The 24,528-nt window shown below is 59.8% G+C and carries 22 protein-coding genes and 1 other RNA gene; 17 read left to right on the top strand and 6 right to left on the bottom strand.

Annotated elements, in window-relative coordinates:
- Positions 1–253 precede the first annotated feature (253 nt).
- On the top strand, positions 254–982 hold the full coding sequence (locus EXN68_RS10285) for a sugar transferase (protein ID WP_142840743.1): 729 nt from the start codon (positions 254–256) through the stop codon (positions 980–982).
- A 77-nt stretch (positions 983–1,059) separates the two neighbouring features.
- On the opposite strand, the gene EXN68_RS10280 is transcribed toward EXN68_RS10285, so the two are convergent.
- Positions 1,060–1,635, bottom strand: a complete 576-nt coding sequence (locus EXN68_RS10280; protein WP_142840742.1) for a c-type cytochrome — start codon at positions 1,633–1,635, stop codon at positions 1,060–1,062.
- A 150-nt stretch (positions 1,636–1,785) separates the two neighbouring features.
- Between EXN68_RS10280 and EXN68_RS10275 the strand changes: the two genes are divergently transcribed.
- Positions 1,786–2,541 (top strand): 3-deoxy-manno-octulosonate cytidylyltransferase, encoded by a 756-nt coding sequence (locus tag EXN68_RS10275; protein ID WP_142840741.1) that lies wholly within the window; start codon positions 1,786–1,788, stop codon positions 2,539–2,541.
- Between the two features lie 11 nt (positions 2,542–2,552).
- Positions 2,553–3,428, top strand: a complete 876-nt coding sequence (locus EXN68_RS10270; protein WP_142840740.1) for a prephenate dehydratase — start codon at positions 2,553–2,555, stop codon at positions 3,426–3,428.
- Positions 3,429–3,445: 17 nt separating this feature from the next.
- Here the strand turns inward: EXN68_RS10270 and nudC are convergent, their stop codons facing one another.
- A complete protein-coding gene (gene nudC, locus EXN68_RS10265; RefSeq protein WP_193559517.1) occupies positions 3,446–4,405 on the bottom strand; it encodes an NAD(+) diphosphatase in 960 nt (319 codons plus the stop codon).
- A gap of 2 nt (positions 4,406–4,407) precedes the next feature.
- On the bottom strand, positions 4,408–4,836 hold the full coding sequence (locus tag EXN68_RS10260; RefSeq protein ID WP_161991286.1) for an HIT domain-containing protein: 429 nt from the start codon (positions 4,834–4,836) through the stop codon (positions 4,408–4,410).
- Positions 4,837–4,901: 65 nt separating this feature from the next.
- On the opposite strand from EXN68_RS10260, the gene ffs reads away from it, so the two are divergent.
- From ffs to EXN68_RS10245, 3 genes are all read left to right on the top strand, one after another.
- Positions 4,902–4,998, top strand: an RNA gene (ffs, locus tag EXN68_RS10255) — signal recognition particle sRNA small type.
- A gap of 80 nt (positions 4,999–5,078) precedes the next feature.
- Positions 5,079–6,953 carry a DNA polymerase III subunit gamma/tau gene (locus EXN68_RS10250; protein WP_142840738.1) on the top strand — a complete coding sequence of 625 codons (1,875 nt, stop codon included), beginning with the start codon at positions 5,079–5,081 and terminating at the stop codon, positions 6,951–6,953.
- Between the two features lie 27 nt (positions 6,954–6,980).
- Positions 6,981–7,304: a YbaB/EbfC family nucleoid-associated protein gene (locus EXN68_RS10245; protein WP_142840737.1), complete on the top strand. Its 324-nt coding sequence runs from the start codon at positions 6,981–6,983 to the stop codon at positions 7,302–7,304.
- Between the two features lie 67 nt (positions 7,305–7,371).
- Here the strand turns inward: EXN68_RS10245 and EXN68_RS10240 are convergent, their stop codons facing one another.
- Entirely contained in the window at positions 7,372–8,007 is a 636-nt protein-coding gene (locus EXN68_RS10240) for an MOSC domain-containing protein (RefSeq protein WP_161991285.1), read from the bottom strand.
- 37 nt (positions 8,008–8,044) lie between these two features.
- Between EXN68_RS10240 and recR the strand changes: the two genes are divergently transcribed.
- A complete protein-coding gene (gene recR / locus EXN68_RS10235; protein WP_137085629.1) occupies positions 8,045–8,650 on the top strand; it encodes a recombination mediator RecR in 606 nt (201 codons plus the stop codon).
- Between the two features lie 123 nt (positions 8,651–8,773).
- The gene (locus EXN68_RS10230) at positions 8,774–10,012 is read left to right on the top strand and encodes a lytic murein transglycosylase (protein WP_404944523.1); all 1,239 of its coding nucleotides are present in this window, start codon (positions 8,774–8,776) and stop codon (positions 10,010–10,012) included.
- A gap of 21 nt (positions 10,013–10,033) precedes the next feature.
- On the opposite strand, the gene EXN68_RS10225 is transcribed toward EXN68_RS10230, so the two are convergent.
- A complete protein-coding gene (locus tag EXN68_RS10225) occupies positions 10,034–11,662 on the bottom strand; it encodes an MFS transporter (protein WP_142840735.1) in 1,629 nt (542 codons plus the stop codon).
- A 287-nt stretch (positions 11,663–11,949) separates the two neighbouring features.
- On the opposite strand from EXN68_RS10225, the gene rimP reads away from it, so the two are divergent.
- From rimP to EXN68_RS10180, 9 genes are all read left to right on the top strand, one after another.
- Positions 11,950–12,546 (top strand): ribosome maturation factor RimP, encoded by a 597-nt coding sequence (rimP, locus tag EXN68_RS10220; protein WP_142840734.1) that lies wholly within the window; start codon positions 11,950–11,952, stop codon positions 12,544–12,546.
- A 62-nt stretch (positions 12,547–12,608) separates the two neighbouring features.
- The gene (nusA, locus tag EXN68_RS10215) at positions 12,609–14,225 is read left to right on the top strand and encodes a transcription termination factor NusA (protein ID WP_142840733.1); all 1,617 of its coding nucleotides are present in this window, start codon (positions 12,609–12,611) and stop codon (positions 14,223–14,225) included.
- Complete coding sequence (locus EXN68_RS10210; protein ID WP_142840732.1) at positions 14,222–14,923, top strand: RNA-binding protein; 702 nt, start codon at positions 14,222–14,224, stop codon at positions 14,921–14,923. Before nusA ends, EXN68_RS10210 begins: the two co-directional genes overlap by 4 nt.
- 101 nt (positions 14,924–15,024) lie before the next feature.
- On the top strand, positions 15,025–17,787 hold the full coding sequence (gene infB / locus EXN68_RS10205) for a translation initiation factor IF-2 (protein ID WP_142840731.1): 2,763 nt from the start codon (positions 15,025–15,027) through the stop codon (positions 17,785–17,787).
- A gap of 75 nt (positions 17,788–17,862) precedes the next feature.
- Positions 17,863–18,279 (top strand): 30S ribosome-binding factor RbfA, encoded by a 417-nt coding sequence (gene rbfA / locus EXN68_RS10200; protein WP_006309910.1) that lies wholly within the window; start codon positions 17,863–17,865, stop codon positions 18,277–18,279.
- 3 nt (positions 18,280–18,282) lie between these two features.
- Positions 18,283–19,230 (top strand): tRNA pseudouridine(55) synthase TruB, encoded by a 948-nt coding sequence (truB, locus tag EXN68_RS10195; protein ID WP_142840730.1) that lies wholly within the window; start codon positions 18,283–18,285, stop codon positions 19,228–19,230.
- Positions 19,231–19,447: 217 nt separating this feature from the next.
- A complete protein-coding gene (gene rpsO / locus EXN68_RS10190) occupies positions 19,448–19,717 on the top strand; it encodes a 30S ribosomal protein S15 (RefSeq protein WP_006309908.1) in 270 nt (89 codons plus the stop codon).
- A 269-nt stretch (positions 19,718–19,986) separates the two neighbouring features.
- A complete protein-coding gene (gene pnp, locus EXN68_RS10185) occupies positions 19,987–22,134 on the top strand; it encodes a polyribonucleotide nucleotidyltransferase (protein ID WP_142840729.1) in 2,148 nt (715 codons plus the stop codon).
- A gap of 175 nt (positions 22,135–22,309) precedes the next feature.
- The gene (locus EXN68_RS10180) at positions 22,310–23,326 is read left to right on the top strand and encodes a class I SAM-dependent methyltransferase (RefSeq protein ID WP_142840728.1); all 1,017 of its coding nucleotides are present in this window, start codon (positions 22,310–22,312) and stop codon (positions 23,324–23,326) included.
- A 17-nt stretch (positions 23,327–23,343) separates the two neighbouring features.
- On the opposite strand, the gene EXN68_RS10175 is transcribed toward EXN68_RS10180, so the two are convergent.
- Positions 23,344–24,288: an AEC family transporter gene (locus tag EXN68_RS10175; RefSeq protein WP_142840727.1), complete on the bottom strand. Its 945-nt coding sequence runs from the start codon at positions 24,286–24,288 to the stop codon at positions 23,344–23,346.
- Positions 24,289–24,528 lie beyond the last annotated feature (240 nt).

Raw genomic sequence — 24,528 nt, 5'->3', positions numbered from 1 at the left:
GATAGTAGGTTCGGCAGCCATAGGCTCACTTTCCGCAAAGTCCCCGTTTTTCCAGAGGCTTGGTGCTTCAAATCCGCATCCATGAGCGGAGACGCCCTAAAGCCGCAACATATGCGTGCACCAGCATTAACCCTAGATTGCCTTTTGCGCCGAGGCGGCTACATTTCGGGTGACTTTTTACGGTAAATGAATTATTAATTGTTCATATAAATTAATTTTCTTGTTTCAAAATAACTTTTCAGGGTTCCATATTATGCTGGGTACTAAAGGCTCATCGCATGCCGTTTTTTACGGTGCTCCCTATCCTGCGGCCGCCAGTTTCGAAACGGCGGAAATGCAGACTTCCTTTTTAGAAAAAAACCCATCTGCGTTGCAGCGCGGCCAGTTCGCGCTCAAAAGAACAATCGACATTGCAGGGGCGTCCATCGCCCTTGTCGCGCTGGCACCCGTATTGCTGACGGTTGCGGCGCTGGTGAAGTTGGACAGCAAGGGGCCAGTCCTGTTCTCACAAATCCGCTGGGGCATGAACGGGCGAAAAATCCGCGTCTTTAAATTTCGCTCCATGCGGACCGAACTTGGCGACGCCACCGGCGTGGCACAAACGGTGAAGAACGACCCGCGCATAACCCGTATCGGCGCCGTTCTCCGCCGCACCAACATCGATGAATTGCCACAGCTTATCAATGTGCTGAAAGGCGATATGTCGCTTGTCGGCCCGCGCTGCCATGCCATCGGCATGCTGGCGGCCGGCCGACCTTATGAAGAGCTGGTTCCTCATTATCATATGCGGCACCAGATGCGGCCGGGCATTACCGGCCTTGCACAGATGCGCGGGCTGCGCGGCCCGACGGATCGTAGTGACAAGGCGCGGGCACGGATTGTTTCCGATCTCTATTACGTCGACAATTTTTCGGTCTGGCTGGACATCAGGATCATGGTCGGAACCGTGATTTCCGAATTGCGTGGCGGCAAGGGCTTCTGATCGTTTAAGAACTGCCATGCCACAGAATGAAAAAGCCCGGCATCGCTGCCGGGCTTTTTTGTATGAATCAGATTTGCTCAGTTCGTCGGCGCGGGAGCAGCTGCCGGATCCGGCAGCGGTGCCGGGTTTGCCGACAGCGTACGCAGATAAGCGATCAGATCGGCTCTCTCCGTTTCTTTCTTCACACCCGCAAAACCCATGGCCGTTCCGGGAACGTGTTTCTTCGGAGCTTCGAGAAAGAAGCTGAGATGATCGTAATCCCAATGCACGGAACCGCCCTTGGAGAAATCCTTCATGCCTGCGGAATAGCTGAAACCTTCGTGGCTGGCGATCGGCCGGTTGACGATATCGAAGAGATTGGGGCCGACCTTGTTTGCACCACCACTCTCTCCGGTATGACAGCTCGTACACTTCTTGAAGACCGTTTCGCCCTTGGCGGCATCGGCGTTCGCAAGCAATTGCGCGATTGGCGTCGCTGCGGCAGCCGTTTCTCCACCGGCTGCTTCACCGCCGCTTTCTGCAGCAGCAATGGCGTAACCTTCCTTCTCGGGCGTAGGCGCATGAAAAATGCCCTCAGAAGCAATTGACACCGACATCAGGACAAAAACCGTACCCAGCAACGCCCCAACGCCCATATTTACATAAGAATTCATCTATATGCGCTCCCTCGCATCCGCTCCATATAACCGGGCATCTTGAAATTACTCGAAAGCTATGGCTTTTGCACAGCCTGCGCAACTTGAATAATGGTCCCCACTCCGTGACGTTTTGACACTTTTCGGACGGGATTTGAAGGGTGTCGGATGAAGAATCGGGATTTCGAGAAAGCTGTCGTCCTCATACCGGCGCGGATGGCATCCACACGCCTGCCGGGCAAACCGCTTGCGGATATTGGCGGCAAGCCGATGATCGTTCAGGTGGCGTTGCGTGCACGAGAAGCGGGTGCCGAACGAATCGTCGTTGCTGTCGATGACGAACAGGTTTTTTCGGCGGTTCAAAATGCCGGTTTCGACGTGATGATGACCCGGGACGACCACCAGTCCGGTTCGGATCGCATCTTCGAAGCGCTGCAAAAGGCCGATCCTCACGGCAACGCCGAATACGTCATCAATGTCCAGGGCGATCTGCCGACCATCGAGGCGGAGACGATCCGCGCCTCTCTGCGCCCGCTGGAGAACCCCGCCGTCGATATCGCCACGCTGACGGTGGAAATCACTGACGAAGACGAAAAAACCAATCCGAACGTCGTGAAAGTCGTGGGCAGCCCGCTCTCCGAAACTCGGCTGCGCGCCCTTTATTTTACGCGTGCGACCGCGCCTTCTGGCGACGGCCCGCTTTATCACCATATCGGGCTTTACACCTATCGCCGCGCCGCACTTGAGACATTCGTGAGCCTTCCGCCCTCGCCGCTGGAAAAGCGCGAGCGGCTGGAACAGCTACGGGCGCTGGAAGCCGGCATGCGCATCGATGCGGAAATCGTCCGCTCCGTGCCGCTCGGCGTCGACACGCCGCACGACCTCGAAAAAGCCCGCAGCATTCTTGCAAGCAGAACTCTCTAACGGATAATGTCATGACCTTGAGCACAAATCGCATTGCCTTTCAGGGCGAATTCGGCGCGAATTCCGACATGGCCTGCCGTGACATGTTCCCGGATATGGAGCCTCTGCCGTGCCCGACGTTCGAGGATGCCTTCAACGCCATTGAAAATGGCGAAGCCGATCTCGGCATGATCCCGATCGAAAATACGCTGGCCGGCCGTGTCGCCGATATTCACCATCTGCTGCCGGAATCGCGTCTGCATATCATCGGTGAATATTTCATGCCGATCCGCTTCCAGCTGATGGTCATGCCGGGTGTAAAAAAAGACGAGATTCGCACCGTCCACAGCCACATTCATGCGCTTGGCCAGTGCCGCAAGATCATCCGCTCCAACGGCTGGAAACCGGTTATCGCCGGCGATACCGCGGGTGCGGCCAAGCAGGTTTCGGAAAAGGGTGACCGCAGCATGGCAGCGCTCGCACCACGCCTTGCGGCTGATCTCTATGGTCTCGATATTCTGGCCGAAAATGTCGAGGATTCGGAAAACAACGTCACCCGTTTCGTCGTGCTGTCGCGTGATGAAAACTGGGCCAAACGCCAGTCTGACGACAAATCTACCGACGAAATCATCGTCACCACCTTTGTTTTCAACGTCCGCAACATTCCGGCCGCGCTCTACAAGGCCATGGGCGGCTTTGCGACGAACGGCATCAACATGACGAAGCTGGAGAGCTATCAGCTCGGTGGAAAATTCGTCGCGACGCAGTTCTATGCCGATATCGAAGGCCATCCGGATGACGAGCCGGTACGGCATGCGCTGGACGAGTTGCGCTTCTTCTCAGAAAAAGTCCGTATTCTCGGCGTCTACAAGGGCCACGCAATGCGCGGCAAGCTCAACCAGAGCTGAGCCTGCCGCAACGCGGTTCATTTCGTCCATTCCACCCAGTCGCGCATCAGCCGGTGCGCGATGGCGCCGCCCGGAGGGGCGGAAAAGCCTTCGCCCGGCGCCGTCTCCAGCATCGCGGCCACCTCGGTGCGTGTAAACCACCGGCAATCCTCCAGTTCGATCTCGTCACGGGCGATATCGAAAGAGAGCGCTTCGGCATAACAGCCGATCATCAGCGTATGCGGCATCGGCCAGGGCTGGGAGGCGTGATAGCGCACGCGGCCGATGTCGACACCGGATTCCTCATGCGTTTCGCGGCGGACGGCCTGCTCGATGGTTTCACCCGGTTCAACGAAGCCGGCGAGGCAGGAATACATGCCCGGCGCAAAATGGGCGCCACGACCAAGCAGGCAAAGATCACGCTCGATATCGATCGTCATCATGATGACGACAGGATCGGTTCGCGGAAAAATAGTGTGGTTGCAGGCGGCGCAGATCCGCTTGTAGCCGCCGATTCGGAGCTCCATGCTCCCGCCGCACTTCCCACAAAAGCGATTGTCGCCATTCCAGTGCGTGAGACTGACAGCCTGAGCAACTTCACTGAGCAATTCCTCATCGAGCAGATGATCGCGGTAAAGCGTACGGGCGTCGGCGAGCTTGTAATGGCTCGCCAAGTGGTCTTCGGCGACGGCAACCGGCACGGCTATTCTCGGCTCGCCGGTCTCACGGTATCCAAGCAGCACGGCATTGTCGAAATCCGGCTGCAACTCGGCCAGTTCATAGGCGGAGAACAGCGGATCGATGACCTGATCATCGTGCTTCAGGACAAGCCGGTTACCGGAGAAAGCAAAAATATGGGTGCCATCGATTTTCAGCGCATCGGCAACGCACTCTTCCGTCCGCTTCTCGGCGAAACGGTCGAGGGCATTTTTTGAAAAGGCTGTCAGCAGACTTGCTTCGGGATGGGGGGCGTTGGTTTCGAAAATCGTCATTGACATCATCAGAGCGCGCCAGAGATTTTTTTCATCAAAGTTTCCTTTTCACCCGCCGCATAAGGCACCGGCGTTCCGTGCCCCCAGATGGGGCCGGGCCAGCAGGTGTCGCCTTCGTTGCGGGCGATAATATGAACATGAAGCTGCCGGACGATATTGCCCAGCGCACCGACATTGATCTTGATGGCCCCTGTGACGTCTTTCAGCGCAGCGGCGACGAGATTGGTCTCAAATGTCAACATGGCCTGATCGAGCGGGGTGAGATCGAACAATTCGCTGACACCGTCTCGCTGCGGCACCAGCACCAGCCAGGGCCAGCGGCTGTCATTCTGCAAACGCAATTCGCATAGCCCCAAACGCGTCACAAGCACGCTATCGCGTGCCAGCCTGTCGTCCAGCCGGAATGTCTCCAAGGTGTCCTCCATGTTTGTTTTCATTGTGATAGCAGTTTTTTGAAGGCTTGGCTTGCATTTGCTGTCGATATTGCCGATATGTGGCCCCGGGAGGTTGGTGGTGGACGAGCCACTCGCCAACCGGGTCAGGTCCGGAAGGAAGCAGCCCTAACGAGCCCGGCACGGGTCGCCGTGCCAGCCTCCCACCTTTTTTAAAAGACGTGCTCAGCTTTCGCCGGGCCAGTTCAGCGCCCCAAGACAAACTGGCAAAACAAACTGGCGAGGCAATGAGCGACACCGTACCCACCACCACAAGCGAATCCCAGGTCGGGACCGGCTATCGGGTATTGGCGCGCAAATATCGCCCGAAGGATTTTTCCGATCTGATGGTCGGCCAGGAGCCGATGGTCCGCACGCTGACCAATGCGTTCGAGACCGGCCGCATCGCGCAGGCCTATATGCTGACCGGCGTCCGCGGCGTGGGCAAGACCACCACAGCCCGCATTCTTGCCCGCGCGCTGAATTACAAGACAGATACCATCGACAAGCCGACCATCGACCTGCGTATCCCCGGCGAACATTGCCAGGCGATCATGGAAGGCCGGCATGTCGACGTGATCGAGATGGACGCCGCCTCCCATACCGGCATCGACGATATCCGCGAGATCATCGAGCAGGTGCGGTATCGCCCGGTCTCGGCGCGCTACAAGGTCTATATCATCGACGAAGTGCACATGCTGTCCACGCAGGCGTTCAACGGTCTTCTGAAGACCCTGGAAGAGCCGCCGGAGCATGTGAAATTCATCTTCGCGACCACCGAAATTCGCAAGGTTCCGATCACCGTTCTGTCGCGCTGCCAACGCTTCGACCTGCGCCGCATCAGCGCTGCCGATCTCGTCGGCCTGTTCACCGCGATTGCCGGCAAGGAAGGTTTTGAGGCTGAGCCGCAGGCGCTGTCGATGATCGCCCGTGCAGCCGAGGGTTCGGCGCGTGACGGCCTTTCCCTGCTCGATCAGGCAATTGCCCATGGCGGCGGCCGCGTGGAGGCCGAAGCCGTGCGCGGTATGCTGGGCCTTGCCGACCGGGCGCGCATCGTCGATCTTTTCCAGCATGTCGTCAAAGGCGATGTCGCGGCAGCTCTTTCGGAATTCAACGGGCAATATGAGGCCGGCGCGAACCCTGTCGTGGTGTTGAACGACCTTGCCGATTTCACCCACCTTGTCACCCGCATGAAATATGTGCCTGACGCGGCAGACGATCCTTCTCTTTCCGAAATCGAACGTGTGCGTGGCGCGGAATTTGCCGAAACCATCGCCGTAACCGCGCTGTCTCGCATCTGGCAGATGCTGCTGAAGGGCATTCCGGAAACGGAAAATGCTTCGCGGCCTGCGGGTGCTGCTGAAATGGTGCTGATCCGGCTTTCTCATGCCGCCAATCTGCCTGCGCCCGAAGATGCGGCGCGGCGGCTGCTTGAGCTTTCCAACGGTGATGGCGGCTATGCCAACGGCGCGCCTTCCGGCGGCGGTAATGGTGGCGGGGCGCGGGCCTATTCGTCAGCGCAAACCGTGGCTGCGGCAAGACCCGTCGATCTTCCCGCACAGCGCCCGGCAACACCGCAGACATCTGCGATGTTGCGCGCCGTTCCCGATAGCCGCCCGCACGACATGCAGATCGCCGCACCGAAGAGCGAAGAACGGCCGGAGCCGAAGGTTCCGGTCAATTCGATGCAGGATATTGCCGATCTCTGCCAGAAAAATCGCGATCCCGTCATGCGGGCGAAGGTGCGCAACTTTGTCCGGCTGGTCCGGCTGGAACCAGGCCGGCTCGATATGCGCCTTGGCGATGGCGCCCCCGGCTCGCTGCCCGGCGAGCTTGGCGTGAGGTTGAAGGAGTGGACCGGTATCCACTGGATCGTCAGCCTCAGCAAGGAAGAGGGCCAGCCGACGCTGGTGGAGGCCGAGGGCAACGCCCGCGACGCCCGCCTTGTCGATGCGAGGCAGGATCCTGACGTCGTGGCCATTCTCCAGCAATTCCCCGGCGCAAAGATCACCGACGTGCGCATCAGGACTGTCGAACAGGACGAGGCGGACGAGATCGCTCCGCCATCGGTTGCCGAATCGAGCGAAGGCGACATCCTTCCCGGCGACGACATCGAGTTTTAATATACAACAAAAACAGGAGTTTGGCACATGCGTGACATCATGGGCATGATGGGCAAGGTCAAGGAAATGCAGTCCAAGATGGAAAAGGTGCAGGAAGAAATCGCCGCCCTTGAAGTCGAAGGCAGGGCCGGCGGCGGTCTGGTGACCGTCGTTCTCAACGGCAAGGGCGAAATGCGCAGCCTGAAAATCGATCCTTCGCTGTTGAAGGAAGACGAGGTGGAAATTCTCGAGGACCTGATCGTGGCGGCCCATAAGGACGCCAAGGGAAAGGGCGAAGCACAGGCGCAGGAAAAGATGGCGGGCCTGACCGCCGGTCTGCCGCTGCCGCCGGGCATGAAGTTGCCGTTCTGATATCATATCGACTGACAGGATGGCGAAACGCTGCTGAGCATTCGCCGTCCTCGTCTCAAGGCAGAATTTAGGCCTCCAGCATCGCGCGAAACCGGCTGGCAAGTGGCGTTTCCAGATAGGCCATGCGCTCGGCTGCATTAAGCTGCATGGGGCGAAAGCGCTGGAGAATAGTTGGTATCGGCAGTTTCGTTCCCTGATAGGGTTCGAAGGCGATATCCTCGCCGGCGGCAAGCATTCCGCCTTTCAGCACCCGGCAATAAAAGCCCGGCTGGCCCGCCTGCCTGAAGCGCGGGGCGAAATCGGGATCGCCGATCCGGGCCGAGAGTGTAGCGCAAGGAATGCGGGCAGCGGTTACCTCCAGCATGACTTCGCAGGCTGAAAACCTGTCACCCACATGCAGCTTTGCGCTGTCGACACCCTCCAGGACGAGGTTTTCGCCGAAAAATCCGGGCTCGACCACAAAGCCCAATATCCGCGACCAGAAGTCGAGATCAATGGAGCCCATGACGTAAATCGCCTGATCCGGCCCGCCGTGATGTTTGCGATTGCACACGGCGTCGCTGACAATGCCCTCGGCATCCACCATGACCGGGCCTTGCACGGGATGTTTGAAGATGCCCGTCTTCATCGTCTTTCCCGGCAGTTTTTTGGCCTCGCCCCGGCACACCGCCTGTATTTTCATGAACTGCCCTTCGTGCTTCATGATTCCCGTTTCCCGATTTATGCAGTAGAAAGCGCTCATGGCAAAACGAGTCACCGGTCCGGAAATCGAAAAACTGATCCAGCTTCTGGCAAAAGTGCCGGGGCTTGGCCCCCGCTCGGCGCGGCGGGCGGCGCTGCATCTCATCAAAAAGAAGGAGCAGCTTCTCGGGCCGCTGGGCCACGCCATGGGCGAGGCCTATGACAAGGTGAAAATCTGCTCCTGCTGCGGCAATGTCGATACCATCGACCCCTGCACCGTTTGCGCCGACGACCGGCGCGACCAGTCGGTCATCATCGTTGTCGAGGATGTTTCGGATCTGTGGGCGCTGGAACGGGCGGGCGCCATGAACACCGCCTATCATGTGCTGGGCGGCACGCTGTCGCCGCTCGACGGTGTGGGGCCGGAAGATCTGAACATCAAGGGGCTGATCGACCGTGTCAGCGTCGGTGGCATTCGCGAGCTTATCATCGCCGTCAATGCGACAGTTGAGGGGCAGGCAACCGCCCATTATATCACCGACCGCCTCTCCGATCTCGGTATCAAGATCACCCGGCTTGCACATGGCGTGCCGGTGGGCGGCGAGCTGGATTATCTCGACGAAGGCACATTGACGGCGGCGCTTCGGGCCCGCACGACGATCTGACACCTTCCTTCACTCCCCGCGACCCAAAGAGGAGACCGAATGCGAAACCGATTTGATTGTTTGTCCTGGCGCATTTCCGGACGGAAAACCGAGCTCCACTTTTCCTGGAAAAGCTTCAAGGCACTGGCTGCCATTCTTTCCGTTTTTTCAGCGACGGCGGCCATGGCGCAATCTGTGCCAACCCGTGCAGCCGCCGCCCGATACGACGCCGAATTCAATACATGGCTGAAAAAGGAAGTCTGGCCGGAAGCACGCAAGGCGGGTATTTCGCAAAAGACGCTCGATGCTGCGCTCACCGGTCTTTCCATCAACTGGAAGCTGCCTGATCTCGTCATCCCCGGCCAGAAACCGCCGAAGGAACAAAGCCAGAGCCAGGCCGAATTCTCTTCACCGGGCGCCTATTTCTCCGAGAAGCGATTGCAGGGGCTTGCCGGCACCGGTCGGTCGCTTGCCGCAACCCATGCAGCCACCCTTCGTCGCATCGAAGCGAAATATGGCGTGCCCGGCGATATCATCGTCGCGATCTGGGGCCGCGAATCCGGTTTCGGCCGCGCGAAACTGCCGCATTCGGTGGTCGATGTGCTGGCTACGAAGGCCTATATGTCCACCCGCAAGGAGATGTTCCGCACCGAGCTGATCGACGCACTGAAGATCGTCGAAAGCGGCGATGTTGCAGCTTCACGCATGATGGGCTCCTGGGCCGGGGCGCTCGGTCAGCCGCAATTCATGCCGTCGAGCTACCTCAAATATGCGGTGGATTTCGATGGCGACGGCCGGCGGGATATCTGGAACTCCGTACCGGACGCATTGGCATCCATAGCGAACTATCTTTCTCAGCGCGGCTGGCAGCGCAATCGCGACTGGGGCTTCGAAGCCTGGATCCCGGCCAATGTCTCCTGCGCGCAGGAAGGCCCGGACCTTGCACGGCCGGTGGCCGACTGGGCGAAGATGGGCATCACCCGCATTTCCGGAAAAGCCTTTCCGGCCAATGACCTTACCGCCGATGGCATGATGCTGGTACCAGCCGGGCGGCATGGGCCGGAATTCGTGGTGACGCCGAATTTCTACGTCATCAAGGAATACAACAATTCCGATCTCTACGCCCTGTTCATCGGCAATCTCGCCGACCGCATCGCCCATGGGGCGGGGCCATTCAAGGCGGAATGGGGCAATGTCGGCTCTATGCTGCGCTCGGATGTTCTGGCCATGCAGAAGGCACTGGTTGCCAAGGGTTACGACGTCGGCAAGGCGGACGGGTTGGCCGGCTTCAAGACGCGCCGTTCACTTGGCGACTGGCAGGCGAAAAACGGTCTTTCACCGACGTGTTTTCCCGATGCGACGCTGAAGGCGACGCTGAGATAATCCGCTTTTAGCCCTCGCCTCTCAATGCTGATCGGTATGCGGCTTGTGGAAGATATCGTCGGTCGGCGGAATGGTCTGCCGCTCGATCATCCGGTGCACGCGCGGCCGTGTCTTGCCGCGATGAAGCTCCAGCAACCGGTCCCAGGCCTCGGCATCCGCCTGGGTGCGGCGGTGGTTATGGCGGACATATTCCACCCATGTCGGCACATGGTAGCTCTCGGTCCAGATGTCAGGATTTTCGAGATCGCGCATCAAATTCCAGTTGCGTGCGCCATCCCGGATGCGGATGCGGCGACGCTCGGCCATCAGCGGCAGGAATTCGCCGAGATCCTCGTCATGGATTTCATAATCGATGAGAATGGCGATCGGGCCGCTGCGCGGCTTGATATCAAGCCTCAACGGCGGCTCGACAAAGCGGTTGAGCGGATCGAGATTGAGCGAGGCGAAGGCTGGCATGGCGAGCTTGAGGCCAACGACGACGCCGAGCAGCATCAGCACGCAGGAACAGAGAAGCGAATAGGAAATACCGTAATCTTCGGCCAGTTCACCCCACAGCCAGCTGCCGACCGCGATGCCGCCGAAGGTCAGTGTCTGATAAAGCGACAGCGCCCGGCCCACCACCCAGCGCGGGGTGGAAAGCTGGACGATGGTATTGAACAGGGAAAGCGCCAGCACCCAGCAGGCGCCGGCGACGGTGAGAACCAGCGAGGTGATGATCGCGCTCGTGCTGATTGCCGTTATGCCGGAACTGAAGGCGAAACCTAAAAAGGCGACACGCACGATCCATTCGCTGGACATGACTTCCCGCAGCCGGGCACTGATGAGCGCGCCACCAATGGCGCCAACGCCGAACGCGCCCAGCATGACGCCATAGGTCAACGGACCGCCCTCGACCAGATCGCGGGCAACGATCGGCATCAAGGCTAGGATGGCACTGGCGGAGAGACCGAAGAGAAAGCCGCGCACCAGCACCTTGCCGATATTGGGCGACATCGCCACATAGCGCATTCCGGCCGATATGGCGGCAAGAAGCTGCTCGCGCGGCAAGGTCGAGGCGTGTTTGGGCGGCTGCCAGCGAAACAGGGCGTAAAGCAGGGTGAAGTAGCTGAGCGCATTGACGAAAAACGCGGCAGCGGCACCGGCGGCAGCGACGATGATACCGCCGATGGCGGGGCCGACGCTGCGGGTGATGTTGAAACCAACGCTGTTCAGCGTTACGGCGGCGGGCAAATCTTCGCGCGGCACCATTTCACCGACGGAGGCCTGCCAGGACGGATTGTTGAGCGCCGTGCCGCAGCCGATCATGAAGGTGAAGAACAGCAGCAGCCAGGGCGTGAGCCAGCCGGACCAGGCAAAAACCGTCAGCAGCACGGAGGCCGTCAGCATCAGGAGCTGCGCCGAGATCATAATGCGGCGACGATCAAAACTGTCGGCCAGCGCGCCGGAAATCAGCGAAAACATCATGATCGGCAGCGAGGTGGAAGCCTGCACCAGCGCGATCATGTTTTCAGAACTCGAAAGCGAGGTCATCATCCATGCGGCGCCCACCGCCTGGATCAGTCCGCCGAAATTCGAGGCAAGGCTGGCGACCCAGATTCGTCTGTAAGTCAAATGCCTTAAAGGCGCGAGTGGCGATTTACGGTCAGGCACGCTCTGTCCACTTGATGCAACTGCGATTTGTTAAACGGCAACTATAGACAGTGCCCAGAATGATGCCACCCCTTCCGACACGGTGAAGGTGAAAATGTGGCTGCGGACGCCATTGAAGCAGGAGCGCCCGCGAAAACCTTGCAATCCCGCCCCGATGGGTCTATATGACCCCTGAAATTCTTGATCGCTTGATGAAGAGTGGGGCCGCAAGGCTCCGCTCTTTTTCGTTAGGCGAACCGGAAACCACGGGCCAGGAGCCCGGTGAAAATCAGAGACCGGAAGGCCAGATGGCAGACACCGCACAAGAATCGCGACTGATAACTGAAACGGGCATCGACCAGCGCATTGCCGAGATCATCGAGCCTGTTTTGGCGGGTATGGGATATCTTCTGGTGCGCGTGCGGCTCTCCAACCAGAACGGCATGACGCTGCAGGTGATGGCCGAGCGCGAAGACGGCACCATGACCGTCGAGGACTGCGAAGCGATCTCCATGGCCATTTCACCGGTTCTTGATGTGGAAGATCCGGTCGATAAAGCGTATCATCTCGAAGTTTCCTCGCCCGGCATTGACCGGCCGATGGTTCGCAAATCGGATTTCACCCGCTGGCAGGGTCATCTGGTGAAGGTCGAAACCTCCATTCTGGTCGAAAACCGCAAGCGGTTTCGCGGCAAGATCGTCGAGGTCGATGCGGACGGCTTCAAGCTGGAACGCGACCAGATCGCCTATGGCGAGGAGCCGACAGTCATCGTTCCGTTCAGCGCGCTTTCCGATGCGAAGCTTATTCTGACGGACGACCTTATTCGTGATGCGTTGCGGGCAGACAAGGCGGCAAAAGCCGCCGCCGCAAACCAGAACGACGAAAACGAAACAGACGAAGACTAATCCCAACGTAAAGCCCGAAAACGGGCGATCCCCGCAATTATGCGACTTACGGAGATAGAAAAATGGCAGTGAGTGCTAACCGGCTTGAGCTTCTGCAGATCGCCGATGCTGTGGCGCGCGAAAAGGTCATCGACCGCGAAATCGTGCTTGCCGCAATGGCCGACGCTATCCAGAAAGCCGCCCGCTCGCGCTATGGTTCGGAAACCAACATTCGCGCCGACATCAACTCCAAGACCGGCGAAATTCGCCTGCAGCGTCTTCTGGAAGTTGTCGAGGCCGCTGAGGACTATTCGACCCAGATCCCGCTTGAGCTGGCCCGCGACCGCAACCCGGACGCCAAGCTCGGCGATTTCATCGCCGATCCGCTGCCGCCGATGGATTTCGGCCGTATCGCCGCCCAGTCGGCCAAGCAGGTCATCGTTCAGAAGGTTCGTGAAGCCGAGCGTGACCGTCAGTATGATGAATTCAAGGACCGTATCGGCGAAATCGTCAACGGCACCGTCAAGCGCGTCGAATATGGCAATGTCATCGTCGACCTCGGCCGTGGCGAAGGCATCATCCGTCGCGACGAGATGATCCCGCGGGAAAACATGCGTTACGGCGACCGCGTGCGCGCCTACGTCTACGACGTTCGCCGCGAACAGCGCGGCCCGCAGATTTTCCTGTCGCGTACCCATCCGCAGTTCATGGTGAAGCTCTTCACCATGGAAGTTCCGGAAATTTACGACGGCATCATCCAGATCAAGTCGGTCGCCCGTGACCCCGGTTCGCGCGCCAAGATCGCCGTTATCTCGAACGATAGCTCGATCGATCCGGTCGGCGCCTGTGTGGGTATGCGCGGCTCTCGCGTTCAGGCCGTCGTCGGCGAATTGCAGGGCGAGAAGATCGACATCATTCCGTGGAGCCAGGAGCCGGCGTCCTTCATCGTCAACGCCCTGCAGCCGGCGGAAGTCGCCAAGGTCGTTCTGGATGAAGAGTCCGAGCGCATTGAAGTGGTCGTTCCCGACGAGCAGCTGTCGCTCGCCATCGGCCGTCGCGGCCAGAACGTGCGTCTGGCATCGCAGCTCACCGGCTGGGACATCGACATCATGACCGAGCAGGAAGAGTCCGAGCGTCGCCAGAAGGAATTCAACGAGCGCACGGCACTGTTCATGGACGCCCTCGACGTCGACGAGATGGTCGGCCAGGTTCTGGCTTCCGAAGGCTTCGCACAGGTCGAAGAACTCGCTTATGTCGATCTCGGTGAAATTTCCTCGATCGAGGGTTTCGATGAGGACACCGCCGATGAAATCCAGACCCGCGCCCGCGAATATCTGGAACGTCTGGAAGCCGAAATGGATGCCAAGCGCAAGGAACTCGGCGTTGCCGACGAGCTGCGCCAGATCGACGGCCTGACCTCGCAGATGATGGTTGCGCTGGGTGAAGACGGTATCAAGACCATCGAAGACTTTGCCGGCTGCGCCGCGGACGATCTGGTCGGCTGGAGCGAACGCAAGGACGGCGAGACCAAGAAGTTCGAAGGCATCTTCTCCAAGCTCGACGTTTCGCGCGTCGAGGCCGAGAACATGGTGGTGCAGGCCCGTCTTCTGGCTGGCTGGATCACGGCCGAAGATCTCGCTTCCGAAGAGGAAGCCAATGCTGAAGCTGCCGAGGAGGCGGATACCGCCGAGCAGGAATGACATCGCAGGCGCATGAGCCGGACGAGCTGCCCGAGACCGATGAGGACGGGCGGCTTGCAGGCAACGTCAATGGACGTATGTGCATTGTGACACGGCAAAGCGGATCGCCCGATGAGTTGATCCGCTTCGTCGCAGGCCCGGACGGCAGCGTCGTGCCGGATCTGAAACGCCAATTGCCGGGGCGCGGCTGCTGGGTAACACCCGAGCGCGCCCTGATCGAGAAAGCCATCGCGAAGAAGATCTTCGCACGGGCACTCAAACGCGACGTCAAGGCCGGACCGGAGCTTCTTGCTCTTCTCGACCGGCTGATGGCGCAGCAGCTTGCCGGAATGATGAACATGGCGCGCAAGGCGGGCCAGTTCATCAGCGGCGCGACGAAGGTCGATGCCGCCGTCCGGTCCGGGAACGCGATTGCCGTGTTCCACGCGACCGATGCTGCGGCGGACGGCGTGAGAAAACTGGACCAGGCCCGCAGGGCCTGGTCGTTCGGCAGCGATGCCGACAATGAAATTCCGTCCTTCCGGCTCTTCAGTAGCGCCGAAATGGACGAGTTGATGGGCCAGAATGCTTTTATCCATGCTTGCGCGCTTGCGGGGCAGGCGGGTGAGGGTGTAGTGAAGCGCGCAACGATGCTTGAACAGTACCGCCTTGGCGGTCGATCTCAGGCGGAACGCGACGCTGCCCGGACAGAACAATGACGCGGTTAACCGACATGAACGGTCGCCGCGTTCCGATGCAGCAATTGAACGACGAGACCTGATGGACGTCATCCGGTTCTCGTCCGAAGGAACGGGAACGAATGACCGACAACAACGACGACAAGACACTTAACGCGCCGGCCAAGAAGACTCTCACCCTCAAGCCGGGCGGGATGAATCAGGGCACCGTGCGGCAGGATATGGGTCGAGGTCGCACAAATGCGGTTGTCGTGGAAACACGCAAGCGCCGCCCCCTACGTCCCGAAGACGAGAAGCCGGTTCAGCCGATCGCGGCAGCAGCAGCACCTGCACCGAAGCCCGCAGCACCGGCCCCTGCCCCCGTGGCAGCGCGTCCGCAGGCTCCCCAGCCGCGCATTCATCAGCCAGGCGGCCAGCAGCAGCGTCCGGGTTCTTCCCAGTCGCAGCAGCGTCCCGGCTCATCCGCACCCCAGCAGCGCCAGCCTGATCGCCCGCGCGGCAACGTTCTGCACGATCTTTCCGCCGGCGAGATGGAAGCCCGTCGCCGTGCGCTGATGGAAGCGCAGGCTCGCGACGTTGTGGAAGCCAAGCAGCGTGCCGAAGACGAAGCCCGCCGCAAGGTCGAGGAAGAACAGCGCATCGCAGCCGAAAAGGTCGAGGCTGCCAACCGCGCTGCCGAAGAGGCCGCGGCTGCCAAGGCAGCGGCAAGCCAGCCTGCCGCTGAAGTGAGATCCGAACCGGCCAGCGAAAAGCCGGCCGCAGCCTTTGCACTGGCCCCCCGCACTGACGCACGTCCTCAGTCCGCCGCCGCTGCCCCCCGTTCCGCTCCTGCAACGCCCGACGCGGCCGCTCCGCGCGGACGTCGTACCGGTGGCGACGAGGAGGATGATCGTGGTGCCGCGCGTCGTGGCAGCAGCCTTCCGGCTCGCGGCAAGGTCACGGCTCCGGTTCCGGCCAAGCCCGCTGCCCGCCTGAAGACGGAAGAAGAACGCCGTCGCGGCAAGCTTACCGTTACCTCGTCCAATCTGGATGAAGACGGCACGCCGCGTGGTCGCTCCATGGCATCCATGCGCCGCCGGCAGGAGAAATTCCGCCGCAGCCAGATGCAGGAAACCCGCGAAAAGGTTATGCGCGAAGTGATCCTGCCGGAAACCATCACCATTCAGGAACTGTCGCAGCGCATGTCCGAGCGCGCCGTTGACGTCATCAAGTTCCTGATGAAGGAAGGCCAGATGATGAAGCCGGGCGACGTCATCGACGCCGATCTGGCGGAACTGATCGCCGTCGAATTCGGCCACACCGTCAAGCGCGTTTCTGAATCCGACGTGGAAGAAGGCATCTTCAACCAGGCTGACGACGAAGGCGAAATGGTTTCCCGTCCGCCGGTCGTGACCATCATGGGTCACGTCGACCACGGCAAAACCTCGCTGCTCGACGCCATCCGTCAGGCAAACGTGGTTGCTGGCGAAGCCGGTGGCATCACCCAGCATATCGGCGCCTACCAGGTTGAGAAGAACGGTCAGAAGATCACCTTCATCGACACTCCCGGCCACGCCGCCTTCACGGCGATGCGTGCCCGTGGTGCGCAGGCGACCGACATTGCCGTTCTGGTTGTTGCCGCAGACGACAGCGTCATGCCGCAGACGATCGAATCCATCAATCACGCCAAGGCAGCCGGTGTTCCGATCGTCGTTGCGATCAACAAGATCGACAAGCACGAGGCAAACCCTGACAAGGTTCGCCAGCAGCTGCTGCAGCACGAAGTTTTCGTGGAATCGATGGGTGGTGAAGTTCTTGACGTCGAAGTGTCGGCCAAGAACAAGCTCAACCTCGACAAGCTGCTCGAAGCGATCCTGCTTCAGGCGGAAATCCTCGATCTCAAGGCAGATCCAAGCCGCACCGCAGAAGGCACGGTCATCGAAGCCGAGCTGGACCGTGGACGCGGCGCCGTCGCCACCGTTCTCGTGCAGAAGGGTACGCTGAGACCCGGCCAGATCATCGTTGCCGGTGACCAGTGGGGCCGTGTGCGCGCGCTCGTCAACGACAAGGGCGAACACGTCAAGGAAGCCGGTCCGGCCATGCCGGTCGAAATCCTTGGCCTTTCCGGCACACCGTCGGCCGGTGACCGTTTTGCGGTTGTCGAAAACGAAAGCCGCGCCCGCGAGATTTCCGAATACCGCCAGCGCCTGGCACGCGACAAGGCTGTCGCCCGCCAGACCGGTCAGCGCGGCTCGCTAGAACAGATGATGAGCCAGCTTCAGACTTCGGGACTGAAGGAATTCCCGCTGGTCATCAAGGCGGACGTGCAGGGTTCGGTCGAAGCCATTATCGCTTCGCTCGACAAGCTCGGCACAGACGAAGTCCGCGCTCGTGTCGTTCACTCTGGTGCTGGTGCCATCACGGAATCGGATATCTCGCTTGCCGAGGCATCGAACGCCGCGATCATCGGCTTCAACGTTCGCGCCAACGCACAGGCACGTACGGCGTCCGAACGCGCCGGTATCGAGATCCGCTACTACAACATCATCTACGATCTGGTGGATGACGTTAAGGCGGCGATGTCGGGTCTGCTTTCTCCGGAACGTCGCGAGACCTTCCTCGGCAATGCCGAAATTCTCGAGGTGTTCAACATCACCAAGGTCGGCAAGGTCGCGGGTTGCCGCGTCGTCGAGGGCAAGGTGGAACGTGGTGCGGGTGTCCGTCTGGTGCGCGACAACGTCGTCATCCACGAAGGCAAGCTCAAGACCCTCAAGCGCTTCAAGGACGAAGTCAACGAAGTGCCGGTTGGTCAGGAGTGCGGTATGGCATTCGAAAACTACGAAGACATCCGCGCCGGCGACACCATCGAGTGCTTCCGCGTCGAACACATCACGAGAACGCTCTAAGCGTTCTCGCCGCAAAACAGGATTTTTCTGTCGGGCGCCGGCTTACCGGCGCTCGCTCCGTTTGAGGCATTACCCATGGCAAAAGCAACATCATCGGCCCCTTCGCAACGCATGCTGCGTGTTGGCGAACAGGTGCGCGCCGCCCTTACCCAAATTCTCCAGCGTGGCGAAGTCCGCGACGACCTGATCGAAGGCACCGTCATTTCCATCTCGGAAGTGCGCATGTCGCCTGACCTCAAGATCGCGACAGCTTACGTGACGCCGCTTGGCGTTGCGGATCACACCGACATCATCAGCGCGCTGAACCGCCACGCGAAATTCATGCGCGGCCGTCTCGGTCCGCAGCTGCGGCAGATGAAATACATGCCGGAGCTGCGTTTCCGCGACGATACGAGTTTCGACAATTACCAGAAGATCGACGCACTCCTGCGGTCACCGGAGGTGCAGCGCGATCTTGGACCTTCAAACGAAAAAGACGACGAACAGAACTGAAGCATGTCCAAACCACACAAACAGCAGCACCGCAAACCCAAGGGCCGCCCGATCTCCGGCTGGCTGATCCTCGACAAGCCGCTCGATTTCGGCTCCACCGAAGCCGTTTCCAAGATCAAGTGGCTGTTCAATGCCCAGAAGGCAGGCCATGCCGGAACGCTCGATCCGCTGGCTTCCGGCATGTTGCCGATCGCCCTCGGCGATGCCACCAAGACCGTGCCTTACGTCATGGACGGCCGGAAAATCTACGAATTTACCGTCACCTGGGGTGAGCAGCGCGCAACCGACGATCTGGAAGGCGAGGTCGTCAATTCCTCCGATCAGCGCCCGGACGAACAGGCGATCCGCGATCTTCTGCCCAATTATACCGGTGTGATCCTGCAGACACCGCCGCAATTTTCCGCGATCAAGATTGCCGGCGAGCGCGCCTATGATCTGGCGCGTGACGGCGAGACGGTGGAAATCCCGGCACGCGAGGTGGAAATTCACCGCCTGACGCTGCTTGCCTGCCCCGACGCCGATACCGCGCATTTCGAAGTGGAATGCGGCAAGGGCACCTATGTGCGGGCACTGGCACGTGACATGGGAAGCGATCTCGGCTGTTTCGGCCATATTTCGGAACTGCGCCGCACAATGGTCGCCCCGTTTGGCGAAGACATGATGGTGCCGCTCGAAACACTGACTGCGCTGGAAGCCATCGAAGACCGCGACGAGCGGGTCGAGGCGCTGGACGCCTTTCTGATCGACACGGCGCAGGCGCTTTCTTCACTTCCGCATCTCATCATCAACGACGACCAGGCACACCGGCTGAAGATGGGCAACCCCATCCTGCTGCGCGGGCGCGACGCGCCGGCCAATCATCCGGAAGCCTATGCCACCGCGCAGGGCAAGCTGGTCGCGATCGGCGAAATCGGTGAGGGAGAGTTTCGGCCAAAGCGGGTTTTTGGCTGAAATAGACTGTCTTCATGTATTTCCGGACGGAAAACCGCGTGCGTTTTTCCTGGAAATGCTCCGCGAGGCCCAGTCAATCACCTCTTTCAATTGTACCCGGAATAGTTTATAGGCAGCGCCAGCTTGGGCTTTGCCTATGCTGCTGAATGGCCAGAGCTGGACGACATCCCGGCTCTAGGCGTCCCCGTTTTTCCTTAAAACAAGAAAGGATCGTACGATGTCGATTACTGCAGAGCGCAAAGCCGCCCTCATCACGGAATATGCCACCAAGGCAGGTGACACCGGTTCTCCGGAAGTTCAGGTCGCAATCCTGACCGAGCGGATCAACAACCTCACCGGTCACTTCAAGGACCACAAGAAGGACAACCACTCCCGTCGTGGCCTTCTGACGCTGGTTTCGAGCCGTCGTTCGCTTCTCGACTATCTGAAGAAGAAGGACGAAGCCCGTTACACCAAGCTGATCGGTGCTCTCGGCATTCGCCGCTAAAACTTGTGCCCGGCGGGTTTCACAACGATACCCGCCGGTTTTTATATTGGGTCTTCTGAAGGCCGCATGAATTTCCGGGCGTTTGCCGCAGCTGTGGCCCCCGGACGATAAGGGTGACCCGGATGGGCCGGTGCCGCCTTTTCAACCGCAGACCTGTCATGGGGCAGGATTGCCGGATGCTTGCACCTTAAAAGCCTCCCGCTGTCTTGCCCGTGATTGCGTCGTTCTTCGCCCCCCATAAGGCGGGCAAGTACAAACAAGGACAAGATATGTTCAATAAGCACTCCGTGGAAATCGAATGGGCAGGCCGCCCGCTGAAGCTCGAGACCGGCAAGGTTGCCCGTCAGGCTGACGGCGCCGTCATCGCAACCTACGGCGAGACGATGGTTCTCGCGACCGTGGTTTCCGCAAAGTCTCCGAAGCCCGGCCAGGACTTCTTCCCGCTGACCGTCAACTACCAGGAAAAGACCTATGCAGCCGGCAAGATCCCCGGCGGTTATTTCAAGCGCGAAGGCCGTCCGAGCGAAAACGAAACCCTCGTTTCGCGTCTGATCGACCGCCCGATCCGCCCGCTTTTCCCTGAAGGTTACAAGAACGACACGCAGGTTGTCGTGACCGTCATTCAGCACGATCTGGAAAACAACCCCGACATTCTGTCGATGGTCGCCACTTCGGCAGCGCTGACCCTTTCCGGCATCCCGTTCATGGGTCCGATCGGCGGCGCGCGCGTTGGCTACATCAACGGCGAATATGTTCTGAACCCGCATCTGGACGAGATGGAAGAATCCACGCTTGATCTGGTTGTTGCCGGCACCTCCGACGCCGTTCTGATGGTTGAATCGGAAGCCAAGGAACTCAACGAAGAGATCATGCTCGGTGCCGTCATGTTCGGCCACAAGGGCTTCCAGCCGGTTATCGACGCGATCATCAAGCTCGCCGAAGTTGCCGCCAAGGAACCCCGCGAATTCGAACCGGAAGATTTCTCCGCGCTCGAAAACGAAATGCTGGCTCTGGCCGAAACCGAACTGCGCACCGCCTACAAGATCACCGAAAAGGCTGCCCGCTACGCTGCCGTCGATGCCGTGAAGGCGAAGGTCAAGGCCCACTTCCTGCCGGAAGAAGGCGAAGCCAAGTACAGCCCGGAAGAAATCGGCGCCGTCTTCAAGCACCTGCAGGCGAAGATCGTTCGCTGGAACGTTCTCGACACCAAGAGCCGCATCGACGGCCGCGACCTGTCGACCGTTCGTCCGATCATTTCGGAAGTCGGCCTGCTGCCGCGCACGCACGGTTCGGCGCTGTTCACCCGCGGTGAAACCCAGGCGATCGTTGTTGCGACGCTCGGCACCGGCGAAGACGAACAGTATGTCGACAGCCTCACCGGCATGTACAAGGAACGCTTCCTGCTGCATTACAACTTCCCGCCCTACTCGGTCGGTGAAACAGGCCGCATGGGCTCCCCGGGCCGTCGCGAAATCGGTCACGGCAAGCTCGCATGGCGCGCGATCCGTCCGATGCTGCCGACTGCGGAACAGTTCCCCTACACGCTGCGCGTCGTTTCCGAAATCACCGAGTCCAACGGCTCTTCGTCGATGGCAACGGTTTGCGGCACCTCGCTTGCACTGATGGATGCCGGCGTTCCGCTGGCAAAGCCGGTTGCCGGTATCGCAATGGGCCTTATCCTTGAAGGCGAGCGCTTTGCGGTTCTCTCCGACATCCTCGGCGACGAAGACCACCTCGGCGACATGGACTTCAAGGTTGCGGGTACGGCCGACGGCATCACCTCGCTGCAGATGGACATCAAGATCGCCGGTATCACCGAAGAGATCATGAAAATCGCTCTGGAGCAGGCACAGGGTGGCCGCAAGCACATTCTCGGCGAAATGGCCAACGCCATCACCGAGAGCCGCAGCCAGCTCGGCGAATTCGCACCGCGCATCGAAGTCATGAACATCCCGGTCGACAAGATCCGTGAAGTCATCGGCTCCGGCGGCAAGGTCATTCGCGAAATCGTTGAAAAGACCGGCGCCAAGATCAACATCGAAGATGACGGCACCGTCAAGATCGCTTCTTCTTCCGGCAAGGAAATCGAAGCAGCCCGCAAGTGGATCCACTCGATCGTTGCTGAACCGGAAGTCGGCGCCATCTACGAAGGCACGGTCGTAAAGACCGCTGACTTCGGCGCTTTCGTCAACTTCTTCGGCGCCCGCGACGGCCTCGTCCACATCTCGCAGCTCGCTTCCGAGCGTGTGGCCAAGACCTCCGACGTCGTCAAGGAAGGCGACAAGGTCTGGGTCAAGCTGATGGGCTTCGACGAGCGTGGCAAGGTTCGCCTGTCCATGAAGGTTGTCGACCAGGCAACCGGTCAGGAAGTTGCTGCCGACAAGAAGAAGGAAGACGGCGAAGCCGCTGCCGAATAAGGTCGCGCCGCCAGACCCTATCGAGGCGCGGGTTCTGCCCGCGCCTTTTTTCTATCCCGCTTAGATCCTTTGGCTTTCCTTCTCACCGCCAGAGAGATCTAACTCTTTGATTTAACGCATTGTCCAGATGTAAAAGCAGTCCCGCTTTTCCTGGAAATGCCCTAAGGACGCTCCCATGAGCCGCGACGCTGTTAAAACCCTTTTCCACCCCTTTGCCGCAGAAATGCTCGATATGCCGAAAGAGGGCGAACGCGTTCTGTTTCTGGGAGCGGAGGCTGGCCCGCGGCTGGATGGTTTTGACGCGGAGATCATTGCCGTTCAGCATCTTCGGCCACTTTACCGGGCTCTGCAGGCGCAGGGCGCGCAGGTCACCCCGGACATTTCGGGCGAGGATTACGATGCGGCGCTGTTGCTGTGCGGCAAACATCGTGGCGAGAACGAAAACCGCGTCGCGGAAGCACTGTCCCGCGTGAAAGCCGGCGGCCTGATCGTCGCGGCGGGATCAAAGGAAGACGGCATCGTGACGCTGCGCAAGACGCTGGCAAAGCTTGGCATCGAGGCCGACTCGACGCCGAAATACCATGGTGTCGCGCTTTGGTTCAAACGTCCGGACGATGTTTCCTCGGCTCTCTCGAAGCTTGCCCAGAAGCCCGTGACGGTTGAAGGCCGCTTCACCGCCCTGCCCGGCATGTTCTCACATGACCGCGTCGATGACGGCTCGGAGCTTCTCGCATCGCGCCTGCCGACCGATTTTGACGGCAACGCCGCTGATTTTGGCGCGGGCTGGGGTTACCTCTCGGTAATGCTGGCGGAAAAATCGCCGCGCACGGCCCGCATCGACCTGTTTGAGGCGGACTGGAATGCGCTTGAATTTGCGAAGACCAATCTTCTTGAAAACAATCCACGACTGACGGCACGTTTCTTCTGGCAGGATCTGGCGAACGAACCGCCGAAGGAAAAATACGATCTCATCATCATGAACCCGCCTTTCCACGCGGCGGGACAGGCGGCAGAGCCCGCTCTCGGTCAGGCTTTCATCAAGACGGCAGCCGGCGCGCTTCGCAGCGGCGGCAAGCTGCTGATGGTTGCCAATCGCGGCATGCCCTATGAGCCGGTACTGGCAGCGGAGTTCCGCACCAGCGCCGAGGTGTGCCGTAATGCCCGCTTCAAGATCCTCAGCGCCCAGAAATAATCAATTCAGCAGGGCGGTCAGCTCAGCAGCCATGCCCACAGCGACACGGAAAGAACGCCGGTCGCCGTGGAAATGCTGATGGTGGAGGCCGCGACGCTGTGGCCGATACCAAAGCGATTGGCGATCAGCCAGGCATTCACCCCCGTCGGCACCGACGAGGTGAGCACAAGGGCCGCAGTCCATTCCCGGCTAAGGCCAAGAGCGTGGCCCATAGCCCACACGCAGGCGGGCAAGAGCAGCAGTTTGAACACCGTCATGGTAAGGGCTATGCCAAGATTGCCGCGAATGGTGTATTTCGTCAGCGCCATGCCGAGCGAGATGAGCGCTGCAGGCCCTGCCATTGAAGCAATCTGATCGACCACGGTTTTGAGGATGGGTGTCAGCGTCACACCGGAAACATTGGTTGAAAGGCCAATCACAAGGCCAATCACCAGCGGATTGGTAACGAGGTTGCGACCGACCTGTTTGAAGACCGCAGCCATGCTTCGCTTTTCACCCCCGACGGCCTTGTGCGTGGCGTTCTCCATCAGGATCGTGCCGGCAATCATCATGACCGGCAGGTGGATGGCCAGCAGAATGGAAAGCGCCACCAGCCCCTCATCGCCAACGGACCGGCCGACGAGCGGCAGGCCGATGAAGATATTATTGGCGAAGGCCGAGGAAATCCCGGCAATGACAGCGATACGCACATCCTGCTTGAAGACGTAACGGGTGACGATATGTCCGATTGTCCAGGTCACGGCCACGCCGGCGAAATAGGTAATCCAGAGCCGGAAGGGCGACGCACCGTGGAAGTTCGCTTCCGCAAGCGTGCGAAAGATCAGTGTCGGTACGGCGATCTTGAACACAAAATCGCTGAGAATCTCGCCGGCATCGGCACGGAACAGACCGGCCTTGACTGTAAGCCAGCCGATCAGGATGAGAATGAAAATCGGAGCGACGTTAGCGGCAACGGCAGACATGGAGGGAAAGCTTTCGCGGCTTTGCGGGAGATACTCCGCTTTAGAGCGTTTTCCGCCGGAATGGAATCGCGAAAACGCTGAGCGTCTTTGTTTTCGCCCGATTGCGGATCGCATGCCGTGGGAGCCAGACCGGTCAAGCGCCATCACCGGGAATGGTCTTCGCTGCCACATACCCCGCATTCCGCGGCGTCAGCGCAAAGAAAAAGCGGGGTTTCCCCCGCCTTTTATGTCCGTTATACG

This window comes from Martinezella rhizogenes, from assembly GCF_007002745.1.
In the GTDB taxonomy this organism is placed as follows: domain Bacteria; phylum Pseudomonadota; class Alphaproteobacteria; order Rhizobiales; family Rhizobiaceae; genus Agrobacterium; species Agrobacterium cucumeris.
The sequence above is the reverse complement of the archived record's forward strand: the minus strand, read 5'-3'. Positions and strand labels throughout refer to the sequence as shown.

Excerpts from the sequence above, each read along its gene's own strand:
- nudC (WP_193559517.1), bottom strand. The coding sequence starts at position 4,405 with ATGTCAATGACGATTTTCGAAACCAACGCCCCCCATCCCGAAGCAAGT.
- EXN68_RS10270 (WP_142840740.1), top strand. The coding sequence starts at position 2,553 with ATGACCTTGAGCACAAATCGCATTGCCTTTCAGGGCGAATTCGGCGCG.
- EXN68_RS10240 (WP_161991285.1), bottom strand. The coding sequence starts at position 8,007 with ATGAAGCACGAAGGGCAGTTCATGAAAATACAGGCGGTGTGCCGGGGC.
- nusA (WP_142840733.1), top strand. The coding sequence starts at position 12,609 with ATGGCAGTGAGTGCTAACCGGCTTGAGCTTCTGCAGATCGCCGATGCT.
- recR (WP_137085629.1), top strand. The coding sequence starts at position 8,045 with ATGGCAAAACGAGTCACCGGTCCGGAAATCGAAAAACTGATCCAGCTT.
- rpsO (WP_006309908.1), top strand. The coding sequence starts at position 19,448 with ATGTCGATTACTGCAGAGCGCAAAGCCGCCCTCATCACGGAATATGCC.
- EXN68_RS10250 (WP_142840738.1), top strand. The coding sequence starts at position 5,079 with ATGAGCGACACCGTACCCACCACCACAAGCGAATCCCAGGTCGGGACC.
- rimP (WP_142840734.1), top strand. The coding sequence starts at position 11,950 with ATGGCAGACACCGCACAAGAATCGCGACTGATAACTGAAACGGGCATC.
- pnp (WP_142840729.1), top strand. The coding sequence starts at position 19,987 with ATGTTCAATAAGCACTCCGTGGAAATCGAATGGGCAGGCCGCCCGCTG.
- EXN68_RS10275 (WP_142840741.1), top strand. The coding sequence starts at position 1,786 with ATGAAGAATCGGGATTTCGAGAAAGCTGTCGTCCTCATACCGGCGCGG.
- truB (WP_142840730.1), top strand. The coding sequence starts at position 18,283 with ATGTCCAAACCACACAAACAGCAGCACCGCAAACCCAAGGGCCGCCCG.
- EXN68_RS10245 (WP_142840737.1), top strand. The coding sequence starts at position 6,981 with ATGCGTGACATCATGGGCATGATGGGCAAGGTCAAGGAAATGCAGTCC.
- infB (WP_142840731.1), top strand. The coding sequence starts at position 15,025 with ATGACCGACAACAACGACGACAAGACACTTAACGCGCCGGCCAAGAAG.
- rbfA (WP_006309910.1), top strand. The coding sequence starts at position 17,863 with ATGGCAAAAGCAACATCATCGGCCCCTTCGCAACGCATGCTGCGTGTT.
- EXN68_RS10180 (WP_142840728.1), top strand. The coding sequence starts at position 22,310 with ATGAGCCGCGACGCTGTTAAAACCCTTTTCCACCCCTTTGCCGCAGAA.
- EXN68_RS10280 (WP_142840742.1), bottom strand. The coding sequence starts at position 1,635 with ATGAATTCTTATGTAAATATGGGCGTTGGGGCGTTGCTGGGTACGGTT.
- EXN68_RS10175 (WP_142840727.1), bottom strand. The coding sequence starts at position 24,288 with ATGTCTGCCGTTGCCGCTAACGTCGCTCCGATTTTCATTCTCATCCTG.
- EXN68_RS10285 (WP_142840743.1), top strand. The coding sequence starts at position 254 with ATGCTGGGTACTAAAGGCTCATCGCATGCCGTTTTTTACGGTGCTCCC.
- EXN68_RS10260 (WP_161991286.1), bottom strand. The coding sequence starts at position 4,836 with ATGAAAACAAACATGGAGGACACCTTGGAGACATTCCGGCTGGACGAC.
- EXN68_RS10210 (WP_142840732.1), top strand. The coding sequence starts at position 14,222 with ATGACATCGCAGGCGCATGAGCCGGACGAGCTGCCCGAGACCGATGAG.